The sequence below is a fragment of the Streptomyces sp. NPDC058240 genome (assembly GCF_042882135.1).
Taxonomy (GTDB): Bacteria; Actinomycetota; Actinomycetes; order Streptomycetales; family Streptomycetaceae; genus Streptomyces.
Map to the genome: position 1 here is coordinate 13,558 of NZ_JBHVWT010000010.1, position 22,462 is coordinate 36,019.

The window sequence follows — 22,462 nt, forward strand, 5'->3', positions numbered from 1 at the left end:
CGCGCGCCATGGGTTGATGGATGCGGAGTCCGGAAGCCGAAGCGCGGAAAGGGTACGCACCCATGGCCAAGCAGAACGTGTCGGAGCAGTTCGTCGACATCCTCGTCCGGGCGGGCGTCAAGCGTATGTACGGTGTCGTCGGCGACAGCCTCAACCCGGTCGTCGACGCCATCCGCCGCAACCGGGACATCGACTGGATCCAGGTCCGGCACGAGGAGACCGCCGCTTTCGCCGCGGGCGCGGAGGCCCAGATCACGGGCTCACTGGCGGCCTGCGCCGGATCGTGCGGCCCCGGCAATCTGCACCTCATCAACGGTCTCTACGACGCCCACCGTTCCATGGCCCCCGTGCTCGCCCTCGCCTCGCACATCCCGTCGAGCGAGATCGGTCTCGGCTACTTCCAGGAGACCCACCCGGAGCTGCTCTTCCAGGAGTGCAGCCACTACAACGAGATGATCTCCAATCCGCAGCAGATGCCGCGGCTGCTCCAGACGGCCATTCAGCACGCGATCGGCCGGGGCGGGGTCAGCGTCGTCACGATGCCGGGCGACATCGCCTCGCAGCCCGCCCCGGAGAAGTCCATCGAGCACGCGCTGGTCACCTCGCGGCCGACGGTCCGGCCAGGTGACGAGGAGATCGACAAACTCTGCCGGATGGCCGACGAGGCGAAACGTGTGACATTGTTCTGCGGCAGCGGCACGGCGGGCGCCCACGCAGAGGTGATGGAGTTCGCCGAACGGGTGAAGGCCCCGGTGGGGCACGCGCTGCGCGGCAAGGAATGGATCCAGTACGACAACCCGTACGACGTCGGGATGAGCGGCCTGCTCGGCTACGGCGCCGCGTACGAGGCGACCAACGAGTGCGATCTCCTCATCCTGCTCGGCACCGACTTCCCGTACAACGCCTTCCTCCCGACCGATGTGAAGATCGTCCAGGTCGATGTGCGTCCCGAGCACCTGGGCCGTCGTTCCAAGCTGGACCTGGCGGTCTGGGGCGATGTCCGCGAGACCCTGCGCTGTCTGACCCCGCGGGTGAAGGCCAAGAACGACCGCAAGTTCCTCGACCGGATGCTGAAGAAGCACGCCGAAGCGCTGGAGGGCGTGGTCAAGGCGTACACCCGCAAGGTCGAGAAGCACGTTCCGATCCATCCGGAGTACGTCGCCTCGGTGCTGGACGAACTGGCCGACGACGACGCCGTGTTCACCGTCGACACCGGTATGTGCAACGTGTGGGCCGCGCGCTATCTCTCCCCCAACGGCAAGCGCCGCGTCATCGGATCGTTCAGCCACGGCTCGATGGCCAACGCGCTCCCGCAGGCCATCGGAGCCCAGTTCACCGACCGGAACCGGCAAGTGGTCTCGATGTCCGGCGACGGCGGATTCACCATGCTGATGGGCGACTTCCTGACGCTGGTACAGTACGACCTGCCGGTGAAGGTCGTGCTGTTCAACAACTCCTCGCTGAGCATGGTCGAGTTGGAGATGCTGGTCGCGGGTCTGCCGTCATTCGGTACGTCCAACAAGAACCCGGACTTCGCCGCGGTCGCCCGCGCCTGCGGGGCGTACGGCGTGCGGGTGGAGAAGCCCAAGCAGCTCGAAAGCGCGCTCAAGGACGCCTTTAAGCACAAGGGCCCGGCGCTCGTCGATGTCGTCACCGACCCCAATGCTCTCTCCATCCCACCGAAGATCAGCGCCGACATGGTGACCGGCTTCGCGCTCTCCGCGAGCAAGATCGTGCTGGACGGGGGAGTGGGCCGGATGGTCCAGATGGCCCGCTCCAATCTGCGGAACGTGCCCCGCCCCTGAGGGGTGCCCCGGGCAGGGCCTGGGGCGGGGCGGTGCACGGTGATATGTGACACCGGGCCACGCGCCGGGCCGTCACGCCGGGGTCAGTCGCAGTGTCAGGATCTGGAACGGCCGCAGTGACAGTACGAGACCGTGCTCGTCGGTGTCCGCCTGGTGCAGCGGCCGTTCCAGCAGATCGGTGACCTGGGCCCGTACGACGGGGAAACCGACCCGCAGCGTGGTGCCGGCGCGGCCGCCCGCCGACTCGTACAGCCGCACGATCACATCGCCGCTCCGGTCCTCGGCGAGTTTCACCGACTCCACCGTGACCGCCGGATGCCCCGTGTCGACCAGCGACGGCAGCACGGGTGCCGCGGCCGCACGCAACGGCAGATTGAGCGCGAGCCCCTCCCGTACCGAGTCCGTGATCCCGCCGCCCGGTGCCAGAGCGGGGTCCGGTCCGGGTACTGGGCGGGGCGGATGAACTGGTGAAGGGCACGTCCGAGACGGTCCTCCACCAGGGTGCGGTCGTCGTGCATCACGGCTCCTCGGGGTCGGTGCCTGCGGGTGTCCATGGCTCCACTTCCCCGGCGGCCGACCCGGCACCCCTGTGAGCCGCGCGACGGGATGACGGTTGATCAACTGGCCCTGCACGCACCCTTGGCGACCCTTGAGCAATGTGACATATTACTGGCGTGCTCACGAGACACCCCTTGGATGTCGTCATCGTCGGGGCCGGAGTGGTCGGTGCCGCCTGCGCCTACTACATCTCCCGGTCCGGACTGTCCGTAGCCGTCGTCGACCGCGGGCCGGTGGCCGGCGGCACCACCGGAGCCGGCGAGGGCAACCTCCTGGTCTCCGACAAAGTGCCGGGACCGGAGCTGGAACTGGCCCTGTTCTCCGCCACGTTGTGGCAGCAACTGTCCGAGGAACTGCCCCCGGACATCGAGTACGAGCTCAAGGGCGGTGTGGTCGTCGCGGCGACCGAGGACTCCCTGACCGCCCTGTCCTCGACGGCCGCCGGTCAGCGGGAGGCGGGCGTCGAGGCGTACCACGTCACATCCGACCGGCTCCGCGACCTCGAACCCCAGCTCGCACCGCACCTGACCGGCGGCTGCCACTATCCGCAGGATGCGCAGGTCCAACCGGCACTGGCAGCAGCCGAGTTGCTGCGTTCGGCCACTCGCGCCGGCGCGCTCATGTGCCCGGGGGAGGAGGTGGTCGGAATACTCAGGGACCGGAAGGGCGCCGTACGCGGGGTACGCACGACACGGGGCGAACTGCGGGCCCCCGCCGTCGTCAACGCGGCGGGCGCCTGGGGCGGCGACCTCGCCGCACTGGCCGGGGCGAACCTCCCGGTCCTGCCGCGCAGGGGGTTCGTACTCGTCACCGAACCACTGCCTCGACTGATCCGGCACAAGGTCTACGCGGCGGAGTACGTGGCCGACGTGTCGAGCGGGTCGGCGGCGTTGCAGACCTCGCCCGTGGTGGAGGGGACGCCCTCGGGTCCGGTACTCATCGGGGCGAGCCGTGAACGGGTCGGCTTCGACCGGACGTTGTCCGTTCCGGTGGTCTCCCGGCTGGCGGCCCAGGCCGCCGCCCTCTTCCCCGTGCTCGCCGATGTGCGGGTGCTGCGCGCCTACCACGGGTTCCGTCCCTACCTGCCCGACCATCTGCCCGCGATCGGTCCGGACTCCTGGGTGCCGGGGCTCTTCCACGCCTGCGGTCATGAGGGTGCCGGGATCGGGCTGGCGCCCGCCACCGGACTGCTGATCGCCGACGCGATCCGGGGGAAGCGGCCCGTACTCGATCTCGGACCGTTCGCCCCCGACCGGTTCGATGCCACCTGCCATGTCACATGACGGCGGAGAGCGGGGCGCCCGTGCCCCAGGAGAGGACCCAGTGAGACGCACCCGTGCACGTACCCCCGCCGAGCTCGTCGGGGCCGAGCCCGAACCGGAGTTCCGGCTGTCCTTCGACGGTCGCCCGATCCGCGCACTACCGGGCCAGACCATCGCTGCCGCACTCTGGTCGGCGGGCATCCTGACCTGGCGCACCACCCGGGTCCACGGCCGGCCGCGGGGCGCCTTCTGCGGCATCGGCGCCTGCTACGACTGCCTGGCCACCGTCAACGGGCGGCCCAACCAGCGTGCCTGCCTGCTGCCCGCCGGGCCGGGCGACACCATCACTACGCAGGAGGGCGACGGGCATGCCGCACTCGACGGATGACCGCCGGGTGCGGGAGACCGATCGCGCCGCCATCGCCGTGGTGGGGGCGGGACCGGCAGGCCTGGCCGCAGCCGTCACCGCCGCCGACCACGGCCTCGACGTGGTGCTGCTGGACGCGGCCGCCGCGCCCGGCGGGCAGTACTACCGCAGCCCGGCCGACGGACTCGGCGCCACCCGGCCCGAGGCCCTTCACCACAACTGGCGCGCCTTCGCGGAACTCTCCACGCGACTCGCCGCGCACCGCGACACCGGCGGGATCCGCCATCTCACCGACCACCAGGTGTGGACGGTCGAACGAACCGGCGACGGGGACTGGATCCTGCACGCGGTCACCGGGGGCGACGAGGAGACGCGCACCGCCGTCCGGGCCCGCCGAGTGCTCCTGGCCACGGGGGCCCACGAGCGTCAACTGCCCTTCCCCGGCTGGACACTTCCGGGAGTGGTGAGCGCGGCGGGCGCCCAGGCCATGCTGAAGTCGGGGCTGGTGCTGCCGGGGCGCCGGATCGTCGTCGCGGGCAGCGGGCCGCTCCTGCAGGCCGTCGCCCTGTCGCTGACGCGTGCGGGGGCGCGCGTCCCGGCGCTGGTCGAAGCCGCCGGCTACGGAGCGTACGTCCGTGCTCCCCGGGTACTGGCCGCCAACCCCGGCAAGGCGGCGGAAGGTGCCAGGTTCGGGGCGGCGCTGGCGCGCGCCCGGGTCCGGGTACTGGCCCACCGGGCGGTCACCGAGGTGCACGGCGACGAGCGGGTGGAGGCGGTGACCGTCAGCAGGTTGGACCGCCGATGGCGCCCCGTCGCAGGGACCGGCCGGCGGATCGACTGCGACGCGCTCGCCGTGGGACACGGGCTCGTGCCACAGCTGGAACTCGCCGTGGCAGCCGGCTGCGCCACGCGTCCGGGCCTCGACGGCACACACGCGGTCACCCTCGACGAGCAGCTCAGGACCACCGTCCCCGGGGTCTGGGCGGCCGGCGAGTCCGGTGGCGTCGGCGGCGTCGAACTCGCCCTCTGCGAAGGTGAGTTGGCGGCACTCTCCGTCATTCGCGAGGTGCGGGGCGGGGCGCTGAGGAAGGAAGCGCGCAGAGCGGGCGCACTGCGGCGCTCCCGGCGCCGACTGCGGGCCTTCGCCGCGCTGATGGGGACCGTGCACCGGCCGGGGTCCGGGTGGAGCGAGTGGCTGACCGGCGATACGGAGGTCTGCCGTTGCGAAGAGGTCACCGCGGGCCGGATCCACACGGCGTGCGAGGAGTTGGGAGCCGGTGACGCCAGGACCGTCAAACTGCTCACCCGGGCCGGAATGGGGTGGTGCCAGGGCCGGACGTGCGGATTCGCCGTCCGTGAACTCGCCGCCGCGCACGGCGCCGGGCCGCAGCCGGGCGGACCCGACCGGCGCCCGTTGGCCTGCCCCGTGAAGCTCTCCACGCTCGCCGACCTGGCCGGGCCCGGGTAGCCCGGCCACCAGCCCCCAAGGCCGGGCCTCCCCCGCCCCCTCACAGCCAGTCCTGCCCCCGGAGCCCGACGGCCCGCCCGTTCGGGTTCCCGCACACCGGAACGCCGCGTTCGCCAACCGTCGTCCGCGTATCGCCACACCGTGACATGTCACACCTCTCAAGGAGCCACGATGCAGACGAACACCCACCCGCGCACCCGCCCCTGGCACGGCGTCATGGTCGCCACCCCGGTCACCCTGCGCGACGACTGCACCATCGACTACGACGCCTACGCCACCCATGTGCGGCAGCTCATCGAGGCGGGCTGCGACGGAGTGGTGCCCAACGGCTCACTGGGGGAGTACCAGACCCTGACCGACAGCGAACGCGAGCAGGTGGTCCGGGTCGCCGTCGAGGCCGCGGGCGACGGCAGCCGCGTCATGCCGGGCGTCTCCGCCTACGGCAGCGCGGAATCACGGCGCTGGGCGGAACAGGCCGCCGAGGCGGGCGCCGGTTCCGTACTGCTCCTGCCGCCCAACGGATACCGCTGCGAGGACGAGGCGGTGCGCGCCCACTACGCCGAGGTGGCCGAGGCCGGGGTGCCGGTCGTCGCGTACAACAACCCGTACGACACCAAGGTGGATCTGACACCGGACCTGCTCGCCCGCCTCCACCAGGACGGCAGCATCGTGGCCGTCAAGGAGTTCAGCGGCGACGTCCGCAGAGCGTACGAGATCGCCGAGCAGGCGCCCGGTCTCGATGTGCTCGTGGGCGCCGACGACGTACTGCTGGAGCTGGCGCTCGCCGGCGCCGTCGGGTGGATCGCGGGTTGCCCGAACATGTTGCCGTCCTGCTGCGTCGATCTGTACCGGGCCGCTGTCACCGGTGACATGGCAACCGCTCTGCCGCTGTACCGGGAGCTGCACGAGCTGCTGAGGTGGGACTCGAAGCCGGAGTTCGTCCAGGCCATCAAGGCATCCATGGACGTCGCCGGACGCCACGGCGGCCGCACCCGTCCGCCGCGGTTCCCCCTCCCCGCCGACGACGCCGCCGCCGTACGCGCCGCGACGGAGAAGGCGCTCGCCGGGGGTCTCCACTGAGAACGGCGCCCGGCCCGTACGTCCGGGCGGAGCCGCGCCAGGCCCTGCCCGGACCGGCCGGTTCCGTCCCGTTCCCGCGTTCATCGTCTACGCCGTGACCCATCAGGGGGAGCCTTGCAGACACGTCACATTTTCCATGCCGTCGACTCACACACCGAGGGCATGCCCACCCGCGTCATCACCGGCGGCATCGGCACCATCCCCGGTGCCACGATGGCCGAACGGCGCAACCACTTCCAGGAGCACCGGGATGCCGTGCGCACCCTGCTCATGTACGAACCGCGCGGTCACGCGGCCATGAGTGGCGCGATCCTCCAGCCGCCCACCCGGCCGGACGCGGACTTCGGTGTCCTCTACATAGAGGTCTCCGGCCTCCTGCCGATGTGCGGGCACGGCACCATCGGGGTGGCGACCGTACTGGTGGAGACCGGCATGGTGGAGGTCACCGAACCCGTCACCACCGTGCGACTGGACACCCCGGCCGGGCTCGTCAGCGTCGACGTGCAGGTGAAGGACGGCGCGGCCACCGCGGCGACCTTCACCAACGTTCCGGCCTTCAGCGTCGCGCTCGACCGGACGGTGGACGTACCCGGCTACGGAACGTTGCGCTACGACCTCGCCTACGGCGGGAACTTCTACGCGATGCTTCAGCTGTCCGACCTCGGGCTGCCCTTCGACCGGGCGCGCAAGGACGACATCCTGGCCGCCGGGCTCGCTCTGATGGACGCGGTCAACGCCACCGACCGGCCCGTCCACCCCGAGGACCCGCACATTCACGGCCTCAAGCACGTGCAGTGCATCGCACCCGGTTCCGACGCCCGCCACTCCCGGCACGCGATGGCCATCCACCCCGGCTGGTTCGACCGATCACCCTGCGGGACCGGCACCTCGGCCCGCATGGCCCAGCTGCACGCACGCGGTGAACTCCCCCTGGACACCGACTTCGTGAACGAGTCGTTCATCGGTACCTCGTTCACCGGACGTCTTGTCCAGGAGACCACGGTGGGCGGGCTGCCGGCCGTTGTCCCCACCGTCACCGGCCGCGCCTGGATCACCGGTACCGCACAATTCTTCCTGAACCCGTCCGACCCCTTTCCCGAAGGATTCCTGCTGTGAATCTTCCCCTGCTCGGCGCCGACGACATCGAGGCCCTGGGACCGACCGGAGCCGTGGATGCACTGGAGGCGGCGCTGAGCGGGGGACTGGATCCGGAGACGGCGCCGGCCCGGCACCATGTCACAGTGCCCGGCGGGGAGCTGCTGATCATGCCCGCGACCACCCGGCAGGTGACCGGAGTGAAGATTGCCGGGGTCGCGCCGGACAACCCGGCGCGCGGCCTGCCCCGGATCACCGGAAGCTATCTGCTGCTCGACGCCCCCACGCTGCTGCCGCTCGCCCTGCTGGACGGGGCCGCGCTCACCACCCTGCGTACACCGGCCGTGTCCGCACTGGCGATCCGCCACCTCACCGGGCCCGTCGTGCGCCATCTGGTGCTCTTCGGAACCGGCCCCCAGGCGTACGGGCACCTCGCCGCGGTGCTCGCGGAACGCCGGGTCGAACGGGTCACCGTGGTCGGCCGCAATCCGCACCGGGCCGAGGCACTGGCCGAGCACGCCCGCCGACTCGGGGTGGACGCCCGCGCGGGGCAGGGGCACGGAGCCGGTGAGGTCGCCACGGCCGATCTGGTGCTCTGCTGCACCACCTCCGCCACCCCGCTGTTCGACGGTTCCCTCGTGCCGGACGGGGCGACGGTCGTCGCGGTCGGCTCGCACACCCCCGATGCCCGGGAGGTCGACACCGCGCTGGTGTCACGCGCCGCCGTCATCGTCGAATCGCGGTCGGCGGCGTTGTCGGAGGCGGGCGATCTGCTGATCCCGCTGGCGGAGGGCGCCTTCGGGGCCGAGGACATCGTCGCCAACCTCGCCGAGCTGGTGACCGGTCGCAACCTTGAGGAAATGCCGGCCGACTTCGAGGGTCCCCGGTTCTTCAAGAGCGTCGGGATGGGCTGGGAGGACCTCGCTGTCGCCGCGGCGGTGCACCGGAATTCGGCGCCTTGAACGAGTTGTCCACAGCTCCGGAACGACGGGCCCTGGCGGAAACGTGACATTGTATTCTGAGGCCCCGCACGGTGCTGGAGGAACACATATGGCCCGCCTGACGACGCTCAACGCCATCTCCGCGCAGGAGCACTTGCGTGACCGGGTGGCAAACGCCCTCAGGGCGGCCCTCATCGCGGGGGAACTCCGTCCGGGGGTGATCTACTCCGCTCCCGCGCTCGCCGCGGACTTCGGGGTGTCCGCCACCCCGGTCCGCGAGGCCATGCTCGACCTGGCTCGCGAGGGCCTGGTCGAAGCCGTACGCAACAAGGGCTTCCGGATAACGGAGTTGACCGAACAGGATCTCGACGACTTCACCGAGCTGCGGGTCATGATCGAGGTTCCCACCGTCGGACGCATCGCCCGGATGGGCAGGACCAGGGAGCTGGAGGCGCTGCGGCCACTCGCCCAGGCAATCGTCGCAGCCGCTGCCGAGCACGACATCCTCGGCTATCTGGAGGCGGACCGCCGCTTCCACCTCGAACTGCTCGGGCTGGCGGGAAACCGCCGCTTGGTGGAGGAGGTCGGCAATCTGCGTAAGCGATCACGCCTCTTCGGGCTGAACCGGCTCGATGAAACCGGGCTGTTGGTCCAGTCGGCCGAGGAACATGGCCAACTGCTCGACCTCTTGATCGCCGGTAACGCGGAGCGCGCCGAGAGGTGCATGCTGGCTCATATGTCACATGTCAGGAATCTCTGGGCCGAGGAGGAACCCAATGAAACGGGCGCGGGAGGCATGCGGATCAGAAGCGTGAAACTGCCGGTCGCAGAGGCCTGATCCACCCCCGGCCCTCCACCTGTCACCGCCCTCCGACGGCCACACACCCCTGCCCCCAACGGCCGTCGCTGGGCGGCCGTTGGGGGCAGGTCTCAGGCCCGGGTCTCCAGCAGCGAGGCCATCCACTCCTCGATGGCGTCGGCGGTGCGCGGCAGCGCGGACGACATGAGGCGAGCGCCGTCGGCGGTGATCACGAGGTCGTCCTCGATCCGCACCCCGATCCCGCGCAGTGACCGCGGCAGTGTCTCGTCGTCGGGCTGGAGGTAGAGCCCGGGTTCCACGGTCAGTACCTGACCGGCCTCCAGGCGCCCGTCCAGATAGGTGTCGGCCCGCGCCTGCGCGCAGTCGTGCACGTCCATGCCGAGCATGTGGCCGCTGCTGCAGAGCGTGTACCGGCGGTAGAAGCCGTTGTCCGGATCGAGCGCCTCGTCCGCGGACATCGGCAGCACGCCCCACGCGTGCAGCCCTTCGGCAATGACCCGCATGGCCGCCAGATGGAAGTCACGGAATCGCGCTCCCGGGCGCAGGGCCGCGATGCCCGCGTCCTGGGCGGCGAGCACCAGCTCGTAGACAGTGCGCTGCACGGGGGAGAACCGGCCGGACAGCGGCAGGGTGCGGGTGATGTCGGCCGTGTAGAGCGAGTCGGTCTCCACCCCGGCGTCCAGGAGCAGCAACTGGTCGCGTTCCAGCGGTCCGTCGTTGCGGATCCAGTGCAGGACGCAGGCGTGCGCCCCGGCGGCGGCGATCGTGGAGTAGCCCGGACCATTCCCCTCCAGCCGGGCCCGCAGATCGAAGACGCCCTCGATCCAGCGCTCGCCGCGCGGGTGCCGCAGCGCCTGCGGCAGGCTTCGCACCACGTCCTCGAACCCCGCCACCGTCGCGTCGACGGCCTGCTGCAACTGGCCGGTCTCATAGGGGTCCTTGACGAGGCGGAGCTCACTGAGCACCGCTTCGAGCCCGGCCGGAGCCGAGCGTCCGTGCGGGAACGCGCGGCAGGAACGCAGCAGTTCGTCGACGGACGGGTCCACGCCGCCCAGCACTCGCACCGGTGGCTGCGGCCCGGTGAGCAGCTTCTCCCAGGCATCGAGATGCGCGCAGCGGATGCCGGTCAGCCGGGCGGCCTCCGCCAGGTCGGGCCTGCGCCCGACCCAGAACTCCCCGTATCTGCGGTCACGGTAGAACTCCTGGCCGGTGCGTGGTGACCGGGGCCGCAGATACAGCACCGCTTCGTGCCGCTCGTCGCCGTCCGGTTCCAGGACGAGGACGTGACCGGCCTGGTCCTCGCCGGTGAGGGCGGTGAGCCAGGCGTAGCCGGTGTGCGGCCGGAAGCGATGGTCGGTGTCGTTGGAGCGAACGGCGAGCGCGCCGGCCGGGATGACCAGGCGCTCGCCCGGGAAGCGGGCGGCCAGCCGGGCCCGGCGGGCGGGGGTGGCGTCGATGGAGGGGACGCGAAGGTCCGTCGGCAGCGGGGACTTGGCCCACCCGGTGCCCATGAAGGCGTCCAGGGCGGGTGGCACCGGCAGGTCGTGGCTGCCGGTGCGGGGCGCGGAGAAGGAACGGGACACGGGCATTGCTCCTCGGGGGCTCTGTGGGACCGGGGGCGGGGCCGGAATTCCGGCTCTCCGGCGACACGGTGGTGCGGTGGTCGGGAAACCGGCGGTGGCGGCCGACGCGTTCGGGGCCGCGTGTCATATCCCGTGCTGCGACGAGAAGTTGTCGCGCGGATGAATGTGCGCGAGAGGGGTTCCAAAGAACATGTGACATGTGCCATTGTACAGCGCGCAAGAGGAAAGGGGCCGTGCTCATGTCACAACGTGAGTGCAGTTCAGACCCGGTCCGCCACCGGCCTCTTGCATTCCCCCACAACCGCGCCCTGTCGCGCGGTCACCACTCCGCTGGGAGGCGGCACGTGAAGAACCTTATGGTTCGACAGAGAATAACCGGATTGTCCACTGTGGTCCTGGCAGCATGCCTGGGCGTGGGCCTGTTCACGGCACCGAGCCAGGCCGTCGAGCAACGCCCCGCCGCGTCGGCCGCGGCGCCCCACTCCTCGGGCGCCGCTCAGGGACGGGCGGAAACCCGGACCGAGGACCCCGGCGGCCCCACCGCCGAGGCGCTGACGGCACCCGCCGACGATGCCGCTCACGTCGAACGCAAGTCGCTCAAGGCCGCCGACCGGCCGCCACTGTCCGCGTCCAAGGACGCGCTCAAGCGGGACTACGACGACCAGGCCACCGCGCTTCCGAGCCACCCGGCACCTTCGATGAAGGCCGAGAAGCGCCGCGCCAAGAAGCTCGGCAAGGCCGCGGCCGAGTGCAACACCACCGATTTCACCAACAACACCGGAAGCGCCCTGGTCGAGAAGGTCAAGGCGGCGGCCACCGACTGCGTCAACACGCTGTTCCGTCTCAAGGGCCAGGACGGCTACAACGCCTTCCGCGAGGACCAGATGGTCACCATCGCCGATGCCATGCGCGACGCGTCGGCCTCCTACCCCGGTGACAGCAGCACCGGCATGCCCCAGCTGGTCCTCTTCCTCCGGGCCGGCTACTACGTGCAGTACTACGACCCCGACACCGTCGGAGAGTACGGGCCGCGCCTGCGCACGGCCATCCAGGGCGCGCTCGACGGCTTCTTCGGCTCCTCGCACGCCTTCGACGTCACCGACGCCAACGGCGAGAGCCTGTCCGAGGCGATCATCCTGGTCGACAGCGCCGGGGAGAACGCCCGTTACCTGAACATCGTCAAGCGGATGCTGGCCGACTACGACTCCTCGTACAACAGCTCCTGGTACATGGTCAACGCCGTGAACAGCGTGTACACGGTCATGTTCCGGGGCCACCAGGTGCCGGAGTTCATCAGCGCCATCGAGGCCGATTCCAGCGTGCTGAACTCCCTGCACGACTTCGCCGCGAACCACCTCGACCTGCTGGACACCAAGCAGTCGTTCCTTGTCTCCAACGCGGGACTTGAGCTCGGCCGCTTCCTCAAGGAGGACTCGCTGCGCGCCAAGGCGAGCCCGCTCGCGGTCGACCTGATGGGCAAGAGCTCCATCGACGGCCCCACCGCCCCGCTCTGGGTCAATCTGGCCAAGATGGTCGACGCCTACGACAAGGACAACTGCGCGGCCTACGGCGCCTGTGACCTCGCGGAGCGTCTGGAGAAGGCCGTCCTGCCGGTGAAGCACACCTGTAGCGACAGCATCACCATCCGGGCGCAGGACATGACCGCGGAGGAGCTCGAAGCCAGCTGCACCAGCCTGCGCGACCAGGACGCCTACTTCCACGAGGTGGCCCGGGACAACGGCGCGGTCGCCGACGACAACAACAAGACCATCGAGGTCGTGGCCTTCAACTCCAGCACTGACTACCAGACCTACGCCGGAGTGATCTTCGGCATCGACACCAACAACGGTGGCATGTACCTGGAGGGCGACCCCAAGGCCGAGGGCAACCAGCCCCGGTTCATCGCCTACGAGGCCGAGTGGGCCCGCCCCGACTTCCAGATCTGGAACCTCAACCACGAGTACACCCACTACCTCGACGGCCGCTTCAACATGTACGGCGACTTCGCCGCCGGAATGACCACCCCGACCGTCTGGTGGGTGGAGGGCTTCGCGGAGTTCGTCTCGTACTCGTACCGCAAGGTCACCTACGACGACGCCGTCGCCCAGGCCGCCAACCGCACCTACACCCTGCGGACCCTGTTCGACACCACCTACGACAACGCCGACCAGACCCGCGTCTACAACTGGGGCTACTTGGCCGTCCGTTACATGCTTGAATCCCACCGCTCCGACGTCGACACCCTGCTCGGCCTCTACCGCAAGGGCGACTGGGACGGCGCCCGCACCCTGCTCACGTCGACCATCGGCAGCCGTTACGACGCCGACTGGAACACCTGGCTGGCCGCCTGCGCGGCCGGTGCCTGCGGCGGCGGGTCCACCAACCCGCCCGGTGAGATCACCGAGTGCAAGGACGCCGACACCAGGCTGCTGGGCCAGAACTGCATGCGCAGCGGGCTGAAGGCCGTCAAGGGCGACTACGCCTACCTGGCCGTCGTCATCCCGGCCGGCACCACCCAGCTGAAGATCACCGCCTCCGGCGGCACGGGTGACGCCGATCTCTACTACAGCTCGCAGGAGTGGGCGACCACCAAGGCCTACACCGACAAGTCCGTCGGCGCAGGTAACGAGCACACCCTGACCGTCAACAACCCGGCGCCGGGCTACCACTACATCAGCCTCTACGGCACCGAGGCGTTCGACGGAGCCAAGGTCACCACCGAGTTCTGATCCCTACGACCCCCACGGTATCGGTCGGCCGAGTGGTGATCCCGCTCGGCCGACCGGTGCTGTTCCTCTCCGGGGCGCGTCCGCCGAACACGGCCCGGAGCTCACAACAGCCGCAGGATGCCCGGCCCGTCGTTCCGCAGGATCTCCACGAGCTGGTCGAAGAGCGTCGGTCCGCGCCCCGCGAGTGCCTCGTCGAGCCGGTGGCGGAGCGCCGCCCGGTTGCTGGGGTGGGCCCGGTCCAGGCTCCGCCGCAGCTGCCGGGCCGTCTCCTCGTGGCCCAGGGCCCGTGCGGAGAGCGCGTGGTCCCGCCACTCGAATACGAAGTCGCCGTCGTCCGGGGTGCCCATCCCGCCGTGCAGGCAGTCCGCGAGGGCGTCGAAATTGCGGCCGAAATATCCACCCGGGCCGTTCACGGCCTCGCCGATCACTTCCCAGAACTGCTCCAGGCCGGTGACCCGGGAGCCGTCGATCACATAGGTCACGGTCATGGGGGGAGGGTACAAGTCGTGGAGCGTACGGGTCCGTTTGCCGGCCCCGGAACGTGATCCGCGCCGCAGGTGGGGGTCTACGGCGCGGATCGGTCCGGAGGGGCCGGGCTTCAGCAGCCCTGGTCGATCAGGTCGAAAGTGGCGTAGTGGTCGCCGGTGTAGTAGTCCTCCTGCGCCTTCTCGCCGGTGACGATCCGGCGCGCACCGCGGGTCGGGGAGCCGGGGGTGACGACCGTGTACTCGTGGTAGTAGCCGGTGCTCTGGCCGGGCAGGACGCCTTCACGGTTCTGGAAGACGGAGCCGTCCTGCGAGTACGGGAACGGGCCGCCCGCGTCGATCAGGTCGAGGGTGTCGTGCGCCTGGGCGGGCAGCGCCGAGTAACAGATGCTGCCGACCGACGTGATGGAGACGGAGGTGGAGGAGGCGGTGGAGGCGGTGGCCGTGGTGGCCGGGGTGCCGACGAGGATGACGGACAGGAGGGCGGCTGCGCCACCGAGCGTGGTGATCCGTGGGGGGATTCGCATAGGCACCATGATGACGCGCGTAGACACGGTCCCGTCAACGCCAACCGATGTGAATTTTTTGGAAGTTAACCCGAGGGGGGAAATGTGTCGCGCAGATGTCCGGCAGTCCTCCGGCAGCCCTCCGGCCGGTTCCGGTTCTCCGTTCACTTATTGATGAGTCGACAAGCGTGGCGGCCCGTCAGCGGGGCATGCATCCCGTGAACGTGTTCCGCGAAGGAGTTCTACGAGAAGCATCCGACACGGGAGACCGGGACCACGAGAAGGGGGCGATTCACTGTGCGGGCGGGGGAAATGATGGAACGTCAGGGAGATGCCGATTCCATGGAGGGTGAGGCCTCGCACGAGCCGGGGGCGAAGGAGCGGCAGCCGGTCCGACTGCATCGCAGACTGGTCCACACCGATCTGGCGGCCGTGGGTGAAGTGCGCCATGCGTTACGCGAGTTCCTGCGCTACCGGTGGGGTACCGAACCGGCCCAGGTGGCGGAGCTCCTGCTCAGCGAGCTGGTGACCAATGCGCTGATCCACACGGGACACGGCGCGGTCGTCACGGTGAGCGTGGCGCCCGCCAAATTACGGGTGGAGGTACGGGACTTCGTGTCCGGGCTGCCCCTGTCGTACGTACCGAACGCCGACGACGGTACGCATGGCCGAGGGCTCTTCCTGGTGCGGAGCCTCGCGGACGCCTGGGGAGTCAGCGCCCATGCGCTGGGCAAGGTCGTCTGGTTCGAGCTGGACGGCGAAAGGCCCTGACGGACCGGAAGGGAACCGGGCCGTCAGGGCCTGTGACTGCGGATCAGCCGAACTGCTGCTCCAGATCCTTCAGTTTCCGCTCCAGCGAATCGAGCCGGGGCAGTGCCTGGGTGTCGTCCTCGGCGGTGAGGTCGACGGTGACCGGATCATTCGGGCTCCGGCCCGGAGCGGTGGCGCTCGGACCCGTCACGGCTTGCAGGGATGGCCGGGGGCGCAACGGCAGTTGTCCCGGCTCGGATATGGCGGGCTCCACGACGGACGCGGAGCCCGCCGTGGGGGCGATGGCCTGGACGTCCACCTGGGTGCCGCCACGGCCGACCCGGCGCCAGGCCCGGTTCTGCCGGTTCAGCGCCTTGATGTGGGCCCGGTCCAGCTTCTCCTGGTCCTTCCTGCGGAGGCGGTTCTGTTCCTTCTCCCGCCTGTCCTCGCGTACCTCGTCGACCGCCTCGTCCAGCGTGCGTACGCCTTCCAGCAGCATCAGCGACCAGGCGCCGAAGGTCTCCCGGGGGGCGCGCAGCCACCGGACGATCCGGATCTGCGGCAGCGGACGGGGCACCAGGCCCTGCTCGCGCAGCGCGGCCCGGCGGGTCTGCTTCAGTGCCCGGTCGAAGAGCACGGCCGCCGAGAGCGACATCCCCGCGAAGAAGTGCGGGGCGCCCGCGTGGTCGATCCCGCGCGGCGCGTGCACCCAGTTGAACCAGGCGGCGGCGCCGGCGAACGTCCACACGAGCAGGCGCGAGCCGAGCGCCGCGTCACCGTGGCTGGCCTCGCGCACCGCGAGTACGGAACAGAACATGGCCGCGCCGTCGAGGCCGAAGGGTACGAGGTACTCCCAGCCCCCGGAGAGGCCGAGGTTCTGCTCGCCGAAGCCGACGAGCCCGTGGAAGGAGAGCGCGGCGGCGACCGCCGCACAGCAGAACAGCAGTACGTACGAGGCGGTGGCGTACAAGGCCTCCTTGCGTCTGCGACGCTCCTCGCTGCGTTCCCAGCTGTCCTCGGCCGCGGATGTGTCAGCGGCGCGCTTGCCGCGCGCGACCACCGCCACCGCCGCCAGGACTCCCACGAGCAGCACGGCGCCCGGAAGCAGCCAATTCAGCGATATGTCGGTCAGTCTCATGCGCGGTCCCTTGCATTGCGTAGGGCATTTCGGGCGCCATGATTGCCGAAACCCCATCATGCACAGGGGGTTTCGGGGCAAGAGAACGCCATTGGGTCGGCACGGCGTACGGAAGACCGGGGTCGGCTCGAATGCCCGCACGCGACCGATGAGTTGCGTTCGAATTGTACTACTCGCGCGAGTGGTGTTGATCAGTGAGCGGGCGTCAGCTTCCGCACCCGGTCGGCGTCACAGGTACGCGGGCAGGTGACGCAGGTGTCCTCGGGGCGCAGCGTGTAGAACAGGCAGCAGCTCGCCCGGTCGCGGGTGGGCAGCGATTCGCCGCCCGGCCCGGTCAGATCACGGAAGCCCGCGGAGCCGACGTACGGCTTCGTGGTGCCCGGCAGGAGTGCCTCCAGCTCGGCCATCGCCCGTCGTTCCTCGCCGAGCAGATGGGCGATGTACCAGAGCCCCTCGACGATCTCGTCCGTCGCCATGCCCCACAGCGCGCGCCTGCCACGCCGCATCCGAGGTCCGAAGCCGTCGAGCACCGGGCCGATGTGGTCGGCCACCGCCGCGAGCACCTCGGCCCGCAGCGCCGCCTCGTCGGATACCACGCGGGCGCCCGGCAACGCGGCGGCCGGATCGTCCGGCAGGCAGGCGAACTCCCTCACCCGGAGGGTCAGATGACCCAGCGCCCGCTGGAACGCCACGTCCCCGACGGGAATCCGGGGCACCCGCCGATGCAGGAACCAGGGCACCGTCACCAACAGGCAGGCGGGCCAGGCGTAGCGGTGCAGCCCGAAGCTGGCGACCACGTCGGGGCGGGGCTGCTGCCCGTAGTCCCGCACCACCTGGGCGTGGTCCCAGGCGAGGAAGGCGTCGAGCGCGGCACCCCCCGCCGCCAGCTCGTCGGCACCCACCCAGCCGGTGCCGCGAGGGGCGGTCTCGTCATCCGCCAGCACCTGCGCGCGCAGCCCGGGAAAGACCTCGGCCAGGCGCGCGTAGGCGTCCGTCACGGCGGACGCCGTGGTGCCGGGGAGCAGGGCGGGGAGTGTCATGCAGGGACCACCGAATCGCGACCGTTTGCAGGTTAGCCTTACCTTACCCGACCGGATCGATGTTTGAACTGCGGCGTCCTGCGCCTATCGTGCACAAGAGGCATGGCGCACGCGAGCCGCGCCCGCGTCCGGCCGAGGAGGTTCCGAGTGGAGCAGGGCAGAGCGCGTGAGGCGTACGGGACCGCCGCGCCCGCGACCGTCCCGGCGGTCGTCCGGGTGCCCGAACAGACGCGTGGCGAGCAGGTGCGTGGCGAGCAGGCGCGTGGCGAACACACCCACAGCGAGCCGCCCGCCCCGCGCGCGGTGGTGCAGCGGCACTCCGTACGCGGCCAGATCCTGGAGGCGCTGCGCGCCGCCCTGGTCGACGGCCGACTGGTTCCGGGGCAGGTCTATTCGGCCCCGGCTCTCGGTGCCCGGTTCGGGGTCTCCGCCACACCGGTGCGCGAGGCGATGCAGCAGCTGGCCATCGAGGGCGCCGTCGAGGTCGTACCGAACCGAGGGTTCCGGGTGTCCGAGCGCGGCCCGCGCGAGCTCGCCGAACTGGCCGAGGTGCGCGCCCTGATCGAGGTCCCCGTGATGCTGCGGCTGGCCCGGACCGTCCCGCCCGGGGCCTGGTGCGCCCTGCGCCCGCTGGCCGAGGCCACGGTGGCCGCCGCGGCCGTGGGCGACCGGGCCGGCTATGCCGAGTCCGACCGGGCCTTCCACGGCGCGGTCCTCGCGCTCTGCGGCAACGAGCAGCTGGTGCAGGTCGCCGACGACCTGCACCGCCGCTCCCAGTGGCCGCTGGAGAGCAACCCCATCACCCGCCGCGCCGACCTCCTCGCCGACGCGGCCGAGCACACCGCTCTGCTCGACGCACTGATCGCCCAGGACCTGGCCGTCGTGCAGTCGCTGGTACGGGAGCACTTCACCGGCGTCGAGGGCTGACCGGGCGAGGCACCCCGGACCCGGGGCCCGTCCTGGCTGCCGACCGACGCCCGGCCTCAGTTCGCCTCGGCCGTCTCCGCGGGAGGCGGGTCCAGATGGGGCGCCAGCCACGTCGGCACGCCCCCGAGCAGCCGGAACAGCCGGCCCGCCTCGGCGCGCAGCCGGGTCGCCAGCTCGGGCTCCGGCTCGGAGTCCGCGAGGGCGATGAGGGCCGGAGCCGTACCGATCAGATAGCCCAGCTCCTCCCTTATCCGCAGGGACTCCGCGAAGCCGTGCCGGGCCTCCGCCAGTTCGCCCTCGCGCAGGGCCAGCAGGGCGAGATGGCGCCAGGTCGAGGAGAGCAGCAGCGCGTCCCCCTGGGCGGTGGCCCCGGCGTGGGCCCTGCGGTACGCGGCGCGCGCGGCCTCCGGCGAGTCGGCGATGTTCTGCGCGATCAGACCCCGCCGGAAGTCCAGCAGCGGACGGCCCGGCGCGGACGGGGCGAGCAGCGCGGCGGCCCGGCTCAGCGCGACACTGGCCTCGTCAGCCCGGTCGCGTACCCCCAGGAGTGTCGACGCGTACGCCAGATGGCCGCGTTCGCACGCGGCCGCGCCGCGTTCGTCGTCGTCGTGGGCCAGCGCCTCCGCGGTACGCAAGGCGTCCTCGGCGTCGGTCCAGCCCTTTCCGGTGTACAGGCACCGTTCGGTCAGCAGGGCGGTCCGCTGGAGCGCGGCGGCCGGATCGGTGCCGGCGCCGGGCTCGAGCAGCGCTGCGGCGTCCGTCCAGCAGGCGCGTGACCGCAGCCGCCATACCGCTGTCTGGAGCGGCGGATCGTCATCTGCTGTCGTTCCGGAACCAGACATGGCGGTATGCGCCACATTGCCCTCCCCTAGCGCGCCATTGAGCTGTGAGTCTGGCCGCATCTCAGCACGGATCGGCACGCCGGGCCAAGGGGTCGTTCAATCTCAGGTGAAAGATTTCACAAACGAACGGAGCCGCCAACAGCCGTGACAGGGCCGGGAAATCAGCTCATACGCAGGGCGAGGAAGAAATCGAGCTTGTCCTCCAGCCGCGAAAGGTCACGTCCCGTCAACTGCTCGATTCGCCCCACCCGGTAGCGCAACGTGTTGACGTGCAGGTGGAGCCGGGCCGCGCAGCGGGTCCACGATCCGTCGCAGTCCAGGAACGCCTCCAGCGTCGGGATCAGCTCCGCGCGGTGGCGCCGGTCGTAGTCGCGCAGCGGGTCGAGCAGGCGTGCGGTGAACGCGCGGCGCACGTCGTCGGGGACGAACGGCAGCAGCAGCACGTGCGAGGCCAGCTCGTGGTGTCCGGCCGCGCAGACCCGGCCGGGGCGGGCCGCCGCCACCCGGCGGGCGTGCCGGGCCTCCTCCAGGGCACCGCGCAGTCCCTCGGGCGAATGGACGGCCGCGCTGACACCCAGGGTCAGCCGGCCGTCGTCGGCGAGGCCCGCGGAGAGCGGTTCGCGGACGGCGGCGAGCAGCACATCGGCATGGAGCGCGGGATCCACGCCCGCCTCGGTGTGCGCGGCGTCCCGGTCCGGCGCGGGCGCGGTGACGGCGGGCAGCGGCACAAGGGCGACGGCCTCCTCGCCCGTATGGGCGACCGCGATCCGGTCCGCCGACTCGGGGCCGGTGACCGCGGGGTCGACCAGGATCTCCTCCAGCAGCGCCTGGGAGACCGGGCCGCCCGCGACGGCGGAACCGGACCCCGCCGGGGCGCCGGCGGCGGACTGGCCCTCCGCGCCGCCCCACTCGACCCGCGCCACCACGACCTGCCAGTGCGGCGCGGACCCGAGCCCCGGCAGCAGCACCGGGGCCGCGACCCGCAGCCTGGCGGCGATCTCGGCCGGCGGGGCACCCGTCTGGACCAGCTCCAGGACTTCCTGGGCGAGCCTGCGGCGTACCGTACGGGCCGCGTCGCGCCGGTCCCGTTCGACGGCGATCAGCTGGGTGACGCCCTGGAGCAGATCCAGCCGGGCCGGCGGCCAGTCGCTCGCGTCCGTCTCGACCGCGAGCAGCCAGTCCGAGAGCACCGACTCACGGACGTCGCGGGAGGCCGGGACGGCGCCGCGGCCGGTGTTCCGGATCGGGAAGAGCGAATACGCGGTGCCGTCGACCGTGGCCCGGTGCGGGGCGCGGCGGCCGGTGCGGGTGGCGGCCAGATGGTGGCCGGCCAGCGCGGCGCCGACCGGTCCGGGCAGTGACGTTTCGCCGGCGCCCGCGATCTGCCGGCCGGTGGGGGAGAGCACCCAGGCATGCAGGTCGAGGTCGGATCCGAGCAGATCCAGGACCACCTCGGGCCCGCCGCCCGCCGGACCCGAGGTCATGAGCCTGCGGTGCCGGTCCACGACCGCCGCCAGATCGCCCGCCCGCTCACCGGACACCTGGCGCACCACATGCTCGGTGATCGTTGCGAACGCGACGGTCTCATGGACGGCGAAGAGCGGCAGCCGGTGCCGCGCGCACGCCTCCACCAGATCGCCGGGGATGTCGCCGAGCTCCGCCTCGCCCGCCGCGAGCCCGGCCACGCCGGCACCCGCCAGGATCCGTACGAACGGCTCCGAGTCCGCCGCGTCCCGGCGCCAGGCCAGGCCCGTGAGGACCAGCTCGCCGCCCGACAGGTAGCGGCTGGGATCCCGCAGGTCGGTGGTCATCACGCCGCGGACCGAACGGTCCAGCTCGTCCTCGCCGCCGAGCAGCCGCAGGCCCAGCGCGTCGGTCTCCAGCAGTGCGCGCAGCCGCATCTCGTCGCCGCCGATCTCTTTCGTTGGTGCGGGTGAAAACTGGGTATTGCGGTGAGGCTACTGATCCCCGCCATTCGTTCGAATCTACAAGACGAGGAGATCGACCAGCCAACTCCTTCATGGTTTCGGTGACTGCACCGGGTGGAGCACGGCTTGTGTACTTGGCCCCACACCGCGTTAACAACACATGAACGACCAGTCGAGGGCCGGCCGCATCCGGGGCCTGTCGTCGGTCCCAGTGAACGACCCGATTGAGAAGAAGAGAGCCACTCATGGACTTCCTTCGCCCCGCCAGCTGGGAGGAGGCGCTCGCCGCCAAGGCCGAGCACCCGACGGCTGTGCCCATCGCGGGTGGCACCGATGTGATGGTCGAGATCAACTTCGACCACCGGCGGCCCGAGTACCTCCTGGACCTGAACCGCATCGGAGAGCTGACCGAGTGGGAGGTGGGCCAGGAGAACGTACGGCTCGGCGCCTCCGTCCCGTACAGCCACATCATGGAGCACCTGCGGGCCGAGCTGCCCGGACTGGCGCTCGCCTCGCACACCGTCGCCTCGCCCCAGATCCGCAACCGCGGCGGCGTCGGCGGCAACCTGGGCACCGCCTCGCCCGCCGGGGACGCCCACCCGGCGCTGCTCGCCGCGGGCGCCGAGGTCGAGGCCGAATCCGTACGCGGGACCAGGATGATCCCGATCGACGCCTTCTACACCGGCGTCAAGCGCAATGCCCTCGAACCGGACGAGCTGATCCGGGCCGTGCGCATCAGGAAGGCCGACGGGCCGCAGCAGTACTCCAAGGTCGGCACCCGCAACGCGATGGTCATCGCCGTCTGCGCCTTCGGCCTGGCCCTGCACCCCGAGACCCGCACGGTGCGCACCGGCATCGGCTCGGCCGCCCCCACGCCCGTACGGGCGAAGGCGGCCGAGGAATTCCTGAACGCCGCGCTCGAAGAGGGCGGGTTCTGGGACAGCCGAACGATCATCACCCCGTCCATCGCCAAGCAGTTCGCCATGCTCGCCGCCGGCGCCTGCAACCCGATCGACGATGTGCGCGGCACCGCGAGCTATCGCCGGCACGCGGTCGGGATCATGGCCCGCCGCACCCTCGGCTGGACCTGGGAGTCGTACCGCGGCAACGGCCGCAGCACCGAAGGAGCTGCCTGATC

At 70.9% G+C, this 22,462-nt stretch carries 19 protein-coding genes and 1 pseudogene; 12 read left to right on the forward strand and 8 right to left on the reverse strand.

Translation table 11 applies throughout. The features are described 5' to 3' along the window. Positions 1-62 precede the first annotated feature (62 nt). Positions 63-1,805, forward strand: coding sequence for a pyruvate dehydrogenase (locus tag ACFVX4_RS18645; RefSeq protein ID WP_389978188.1), 1,743 nt, complete (start codon positions 63-65; stop codon positions 1,803-1,805). A gap of 72 nt (positions 1,806-1,877) precedes the next feature. Here the strand turns inward: ACFVX4_RS18645 and ACFVX4_RS18650 are convergent. Further along, a pseudogene (locus tag ACFVX4_RS18650) lies at positions 1,878-2,234 on the reverse strand (glycosyl hydrolase-related protein); the annotation flags it as partial. Positions 2,235-2,479: 245 nt separating this feature from the next. Between ACFVX4_RS18650 and ACFVX4_RS18655 the strand changes: the two are divergent. The 7 genes from ACFVX4_RS18655 to ACFVX4_RS18685 all read left to right on the forward strand — a co-directional run bounded on the left by ACFVX4_RS18655 (position 2,480) and on the right by ACFVX4_RS18685 (position 9,414). After that, on the forward strand, positions 2,480-3,646 hold the full coding sequence (locus ACFVX4_RS18655; RefSeq protein WP_389978190.1) for an NAD(P)/FAD-dependent oxidoreductase: 1,167 nt from the start codon (positions 2,480-2,482) through the stop codon (positions 3,644-3,646). A gap of 40 nt (positions 3,647-3,686) precedes the next feature. Further along, on the forward strand, positions 3,687-4,013 hold the full coding sequence (locus tag ACFVX4_RS18660; protein WP_389978193.1) for a (2Fe-2S)-binding protein: 327 nt from the start codon (positions 3,687-3,689) through the stop codon (positions 4,011-4,013). Beyond that, complete coding sequence (locus ACFVX4_RS18665) at positions 3,994-5,460, forward strand: NAD(P)/FAD-dependent oxidoreductase (RefSeq protein WP_389978195.1); 1,467 nt, start codon at positions 3,994-3,996, stop codon at positions 5,458-5,460. The genes ACFVX4_RS18660 and ACFVX4_RS18665 overlap by 20 nt, the downstream gene beginning before the upstream one ends. 171 nt (positions 5,461-5,631) lie before the next feature. Beyond that, the gene (locus tag ACFVX4_RS18670; RefSeq protein ID WP_389978198.1) at positions 5,632-6,540 is read left to right on the forward strand and encodes a dihydrodipicolinate synthase family protein; all 909 of its coding nucleotides are present in this window, start codon (positions 5,632-5,634) and stop codon (positions 6,538-6,540) included. 114 nt (positions 6,541-6,654) lie between these two features. Beyond that, positions 6,655-7,656 (forward strand): proline racemase family protein, encoded by a 1,002-nt coding sequence (locus ACFVX4_RS18675; protein WP_389978201.1) that lies wholly within the window; start codon positions 6,655-6,657, stop codon positions 7,654-7,656. After that, the gene (locus ACFVX4_RS18680) at positions 7,653-8,597 is read left to right on the forward strand and encodes an ornithine cyclodeaminase family protein (RefSeq protein ID WP_389978204.1); all 945 of its coding nucleotides are present in this window, start codon (positions 7,653-7,655) and stop codon (positions 8,595-8,597) included. Before ACFVX4_RS18675 ends, ACFVX4_RS18680 begins: the two co-directional genes overlap by 4 nt. Before the next feature lie 88 nt (positions 8,598-8,685). Then, positions 8,686-9,414, forward strand: a complete 729-nt coding sequence (locus tag ACFVX4_RS18685) for a GntR family transcriptional regulator (protein ID WP_389978207.1) — start codon at positions 8,686-8,688, stop codon at positions 9,412-9,414. A 92-nt stretch (positions 9,415-9,506) separates the two neighbouring features. Here ACFVX4_RS18685 and ACFVX4_RS18690 read toward each other — a convergent pair whose 3' ends face one another. Then, positions 9,507-10,985 (reverse strand): aminopeptidase P family protein, encoded by a 1,479-nt coding sequence (locus ACFVX4_RS18690; protein WP_389978210.1) that lies wholly within the window; start codon positions 10,983-10,985, stop codon positions 9,507-9,509. Between the two features lie 350 nt (positions 10,986-11,335). On the opposite strand from ACFVX4_RS18690, the gene ACFVX4_RS18695 reads away from it, so the two are divergent. Further along, positions 11,336-13,708: a M9 family metallopeptidase gene (locus tag ACFVX4_RS18695; protein WP_389978213.1), complete on the forward strand. Its 2,373-nt coding sequence runs from the start codon at positions 11,336-11,338 to the stop codon at positions 13,706-13,708. Between the two features lie 101 nt (positions 13,709-13,809). On the opposite strand, the gene ACFVX4_RS18700 is transcribed toward ACFVX4_RS18695, so the two are convergent. Then, the gene (locus ACFVX4_RS18700) at positions 13,810-14,196 is read right to left on the reverse strand and encodes a barstar family protein (protein WP_389978216.1); all 387 of its coding nucleotides are present in this window, start codon (positions 14,194-14,196) and stop codon (positions 13,810-13,812) included. 110 nt (positions 14,197-14,306) lie between these two features. After that, positions 14,307-14,720 carry a ribonuclease domain-containing protein gene (locus tag ACFVX4_RS18705; RefSeq protein ID WP_389978219.1) on the reverse strand — a complete coding sequence of 138 codons (414 nt, stop codon included), beginning with the start codon at positions 14,718-14,720 and terminating at the stop codon, positions 14,307-14,309. Between the two features lie 387 nt (positions 14,721-15,107). Between ACFVX4_RS18705 and ACFVX4_RS18710 the strand changes: the two genes are divergently transcribed. Beyond that, on the forward strand, positions 15,108-15,470 hold the full coding sequence (locus ACFVX4_RS18710; protein ID WP_389978653.1) for an ATP-binding protein: 363 nt from the start codon (positions 15,108-15,110) through the stop codon (positions 15,468-15,470). 43 nt (positions 15,471-15,513) lie between these two features. Here the strand turns inward: ACFVX4_RS18710 and ACFVX4_RS18715 are convergent, their stop codons facing one another. Both ACFVX4_RS18715 and ACFVX4_RS18720 read right to left on the reverse strand, forming a co-directional pair. Continuing rightward, the gene (locus tag ACFVX4_RS18715) at positions 15,514-16,587 is read right to left on the reverse strand and encodes a DUF2637 domain-containing protein (RefSeq protein ID WP_389978222.1); all 1,074 of its coding nucleotides are present in this window, start codon (positions 16,585-16,587) and stop codon (positions 15,514-15,516) included. A gap of 191 nt (positions 16,588-16,778) precedes the next feature. Next, positions 16,779-17,627, reverse strand: coding sequence for a (2Fe-2S)-binding protein (locus ACFVX4_RS18720; protein ID WP_389978224.1), 849 nt, complete (start codon positions 17,625-17,627; stop codon positions 16,779-16,781). A gap of 147 nt (positions 17,628-17,774) precedes the next feature. Between ACFVX4_RS18720 and ACFVX4_RS18725 the strand changes: the two genes are divergently transcribed. After that, positions 17,775-18,554, forward strand: coding sequence for a GntR family transcriptional regulator (locus ACFVX4_RS18725; RefSeq protein ID WP_389978227.1), 780 nt, complete (start codon positions 17,775-17,777; stop codon positions 18,552-18,554). A gap of 56 nt (positions 18,555-18,610) precedes the next feature. Here the strand turns inward: ACFVX4_RS18725 and ACFVX4_RS18730 are convergent, their stop codons facing one another. Beyond that, positions 18,611-19,396 carry a hypothetical protein gene (locus ACFVX4_RS18730; protein ID WP_389978230.1) on the reverse strand — a complete coding sequence of 262 codons (786 nt, stop codon included), beginning with the start codon at positions 19,394-19,396 and terminating at the stop codon, positions 18,611-18,613. Between the two features lie 161 nt (positions 19,397-19,557). Then, positions 19,558-21,297, reverse strand: a complete 1,740-nt coding sequence (locus ACFVX4_RS18735) for a PucR family transcriptional regulator (protein ID WP_389978232.1) — start codon at positions 21,295-21,297, stop codon at positions 19,558-19,560. 272 nt (positions 21,298-21,569) lie between these two features. Between ACFVX4_RS18735 and ACFVX4_RS18740 the strand changes: the two genes are divergently transcribed. Beyond that, positions 21,570-22,460, forward strand: coding sequence for an FAD binding domain-containing protein (locus ACFVX4_RS18740; RefSeq protein ID WP_389978235.1), 891 nt, complete (start codon positions 21,570-21,572; stop codon positions 22,458-22,460). Positions 22,461-22,462: the final 2 nt, after the last annotated feature.

Excerpts from the sequence above, each read along its gene's own strand:
- ACFVX4_RS18740 (WP_389978235.1), top strand. The coding sequence starts at position 21,570 with ATGGACTTCCTTCGCCCCGCCAGCTGGGAGGAGGCGCTCGCCGCCAAG.
- ACFVX4_RS18735 (WP_389978232.1), bottom strand. The coding sequence starts at position 21,297 with ATGCGGCTGCGCGCACTGCTGGAGACCGACGCGCTGGGCCTGCGGCTG.
- ACFVX4_RS18690 (WP_389978210.1), bottom strand. The coding sequence starts at position 10,985 with ATGCCCGTGTCCCGTTCCTTCTCCGCGCCCCGCACCGGCAGCCACGAC.
- ACFVX4_RS18695 (WP_389978213.1), top strand. The coding sequence starts at position 11,336 with ATGGTTCGACAGAGAATAACCGGATTGTCCACTGTGGTCCTGGCAGCA.
- ACFVX4_RS18730 (WP_389978230.1), bottom strand. The coding sequence starts at position 19,396 with ATGTCTGGTTCCGGAACGACAGCAGATGACGATCCGCCGCTCCAGACA.
- ACFVX4_RS18685 (WP_389978207.1), top strand. The coding sequence starts at position 8,686 with ATGGCCCGCCTGACGACGCTCAACGCCATCTCCGCGCAGGAGCACTTG.
- ACFVX4_RS18665 (WP_389978195.1), top strand. The coding sequence starts at position 3,994 with ATGCCGCACTCGACGGATGACCGCCGGGTGCGGGAGACCGATCGCGCC.
- ACFVX4_RS18705 (WP_389978219.1), bottom strand. The coding sequence starts at position 14,720 with ATGCGAATCCCCCCACGGATCACCACGCTCGGTGGCGCAGCCGCCCTC.
- ACFVX4_RS18700 (WP_389978216.1), bottom strand. The coding sequence starts at position 14,196 with ATGACCGTGACCTATGTGATCGACGGCTCCCGGGTCACCGGCCTGGAG.
- ACFVX4_RS18645 (WP_389978188.1), top strand. The coding sequence starts at position 63 with ATGGCCAAGCAGAACGTGTCGGAGCAGTTCGTCGACATCCTCGTCCGG.
- ACFVX4_RS18670 (WP_389978198.1), top strand. The coding sequence starts at position 5,632 with ATGCAGACGAACACCCACCCGCGCACCCGCCCCTGGCACGGCGTCATG.
- ACFVX4_RS18715 (WP_389978222.1), bottom strand. The coding sequence starts at position 16,587 with ATGAGACTGACCGACATATCGCTGAATTGGCTGCTTCCGGGCGCCGTG.
- ACFVX4_RS18720 (WP_389978224.1), bottom strand. The coding sequence starts at position 17,627 with ATGACACTCCCCGCCCTGCTCCCCGGCACCACGGCGTCCGCCGTGACG.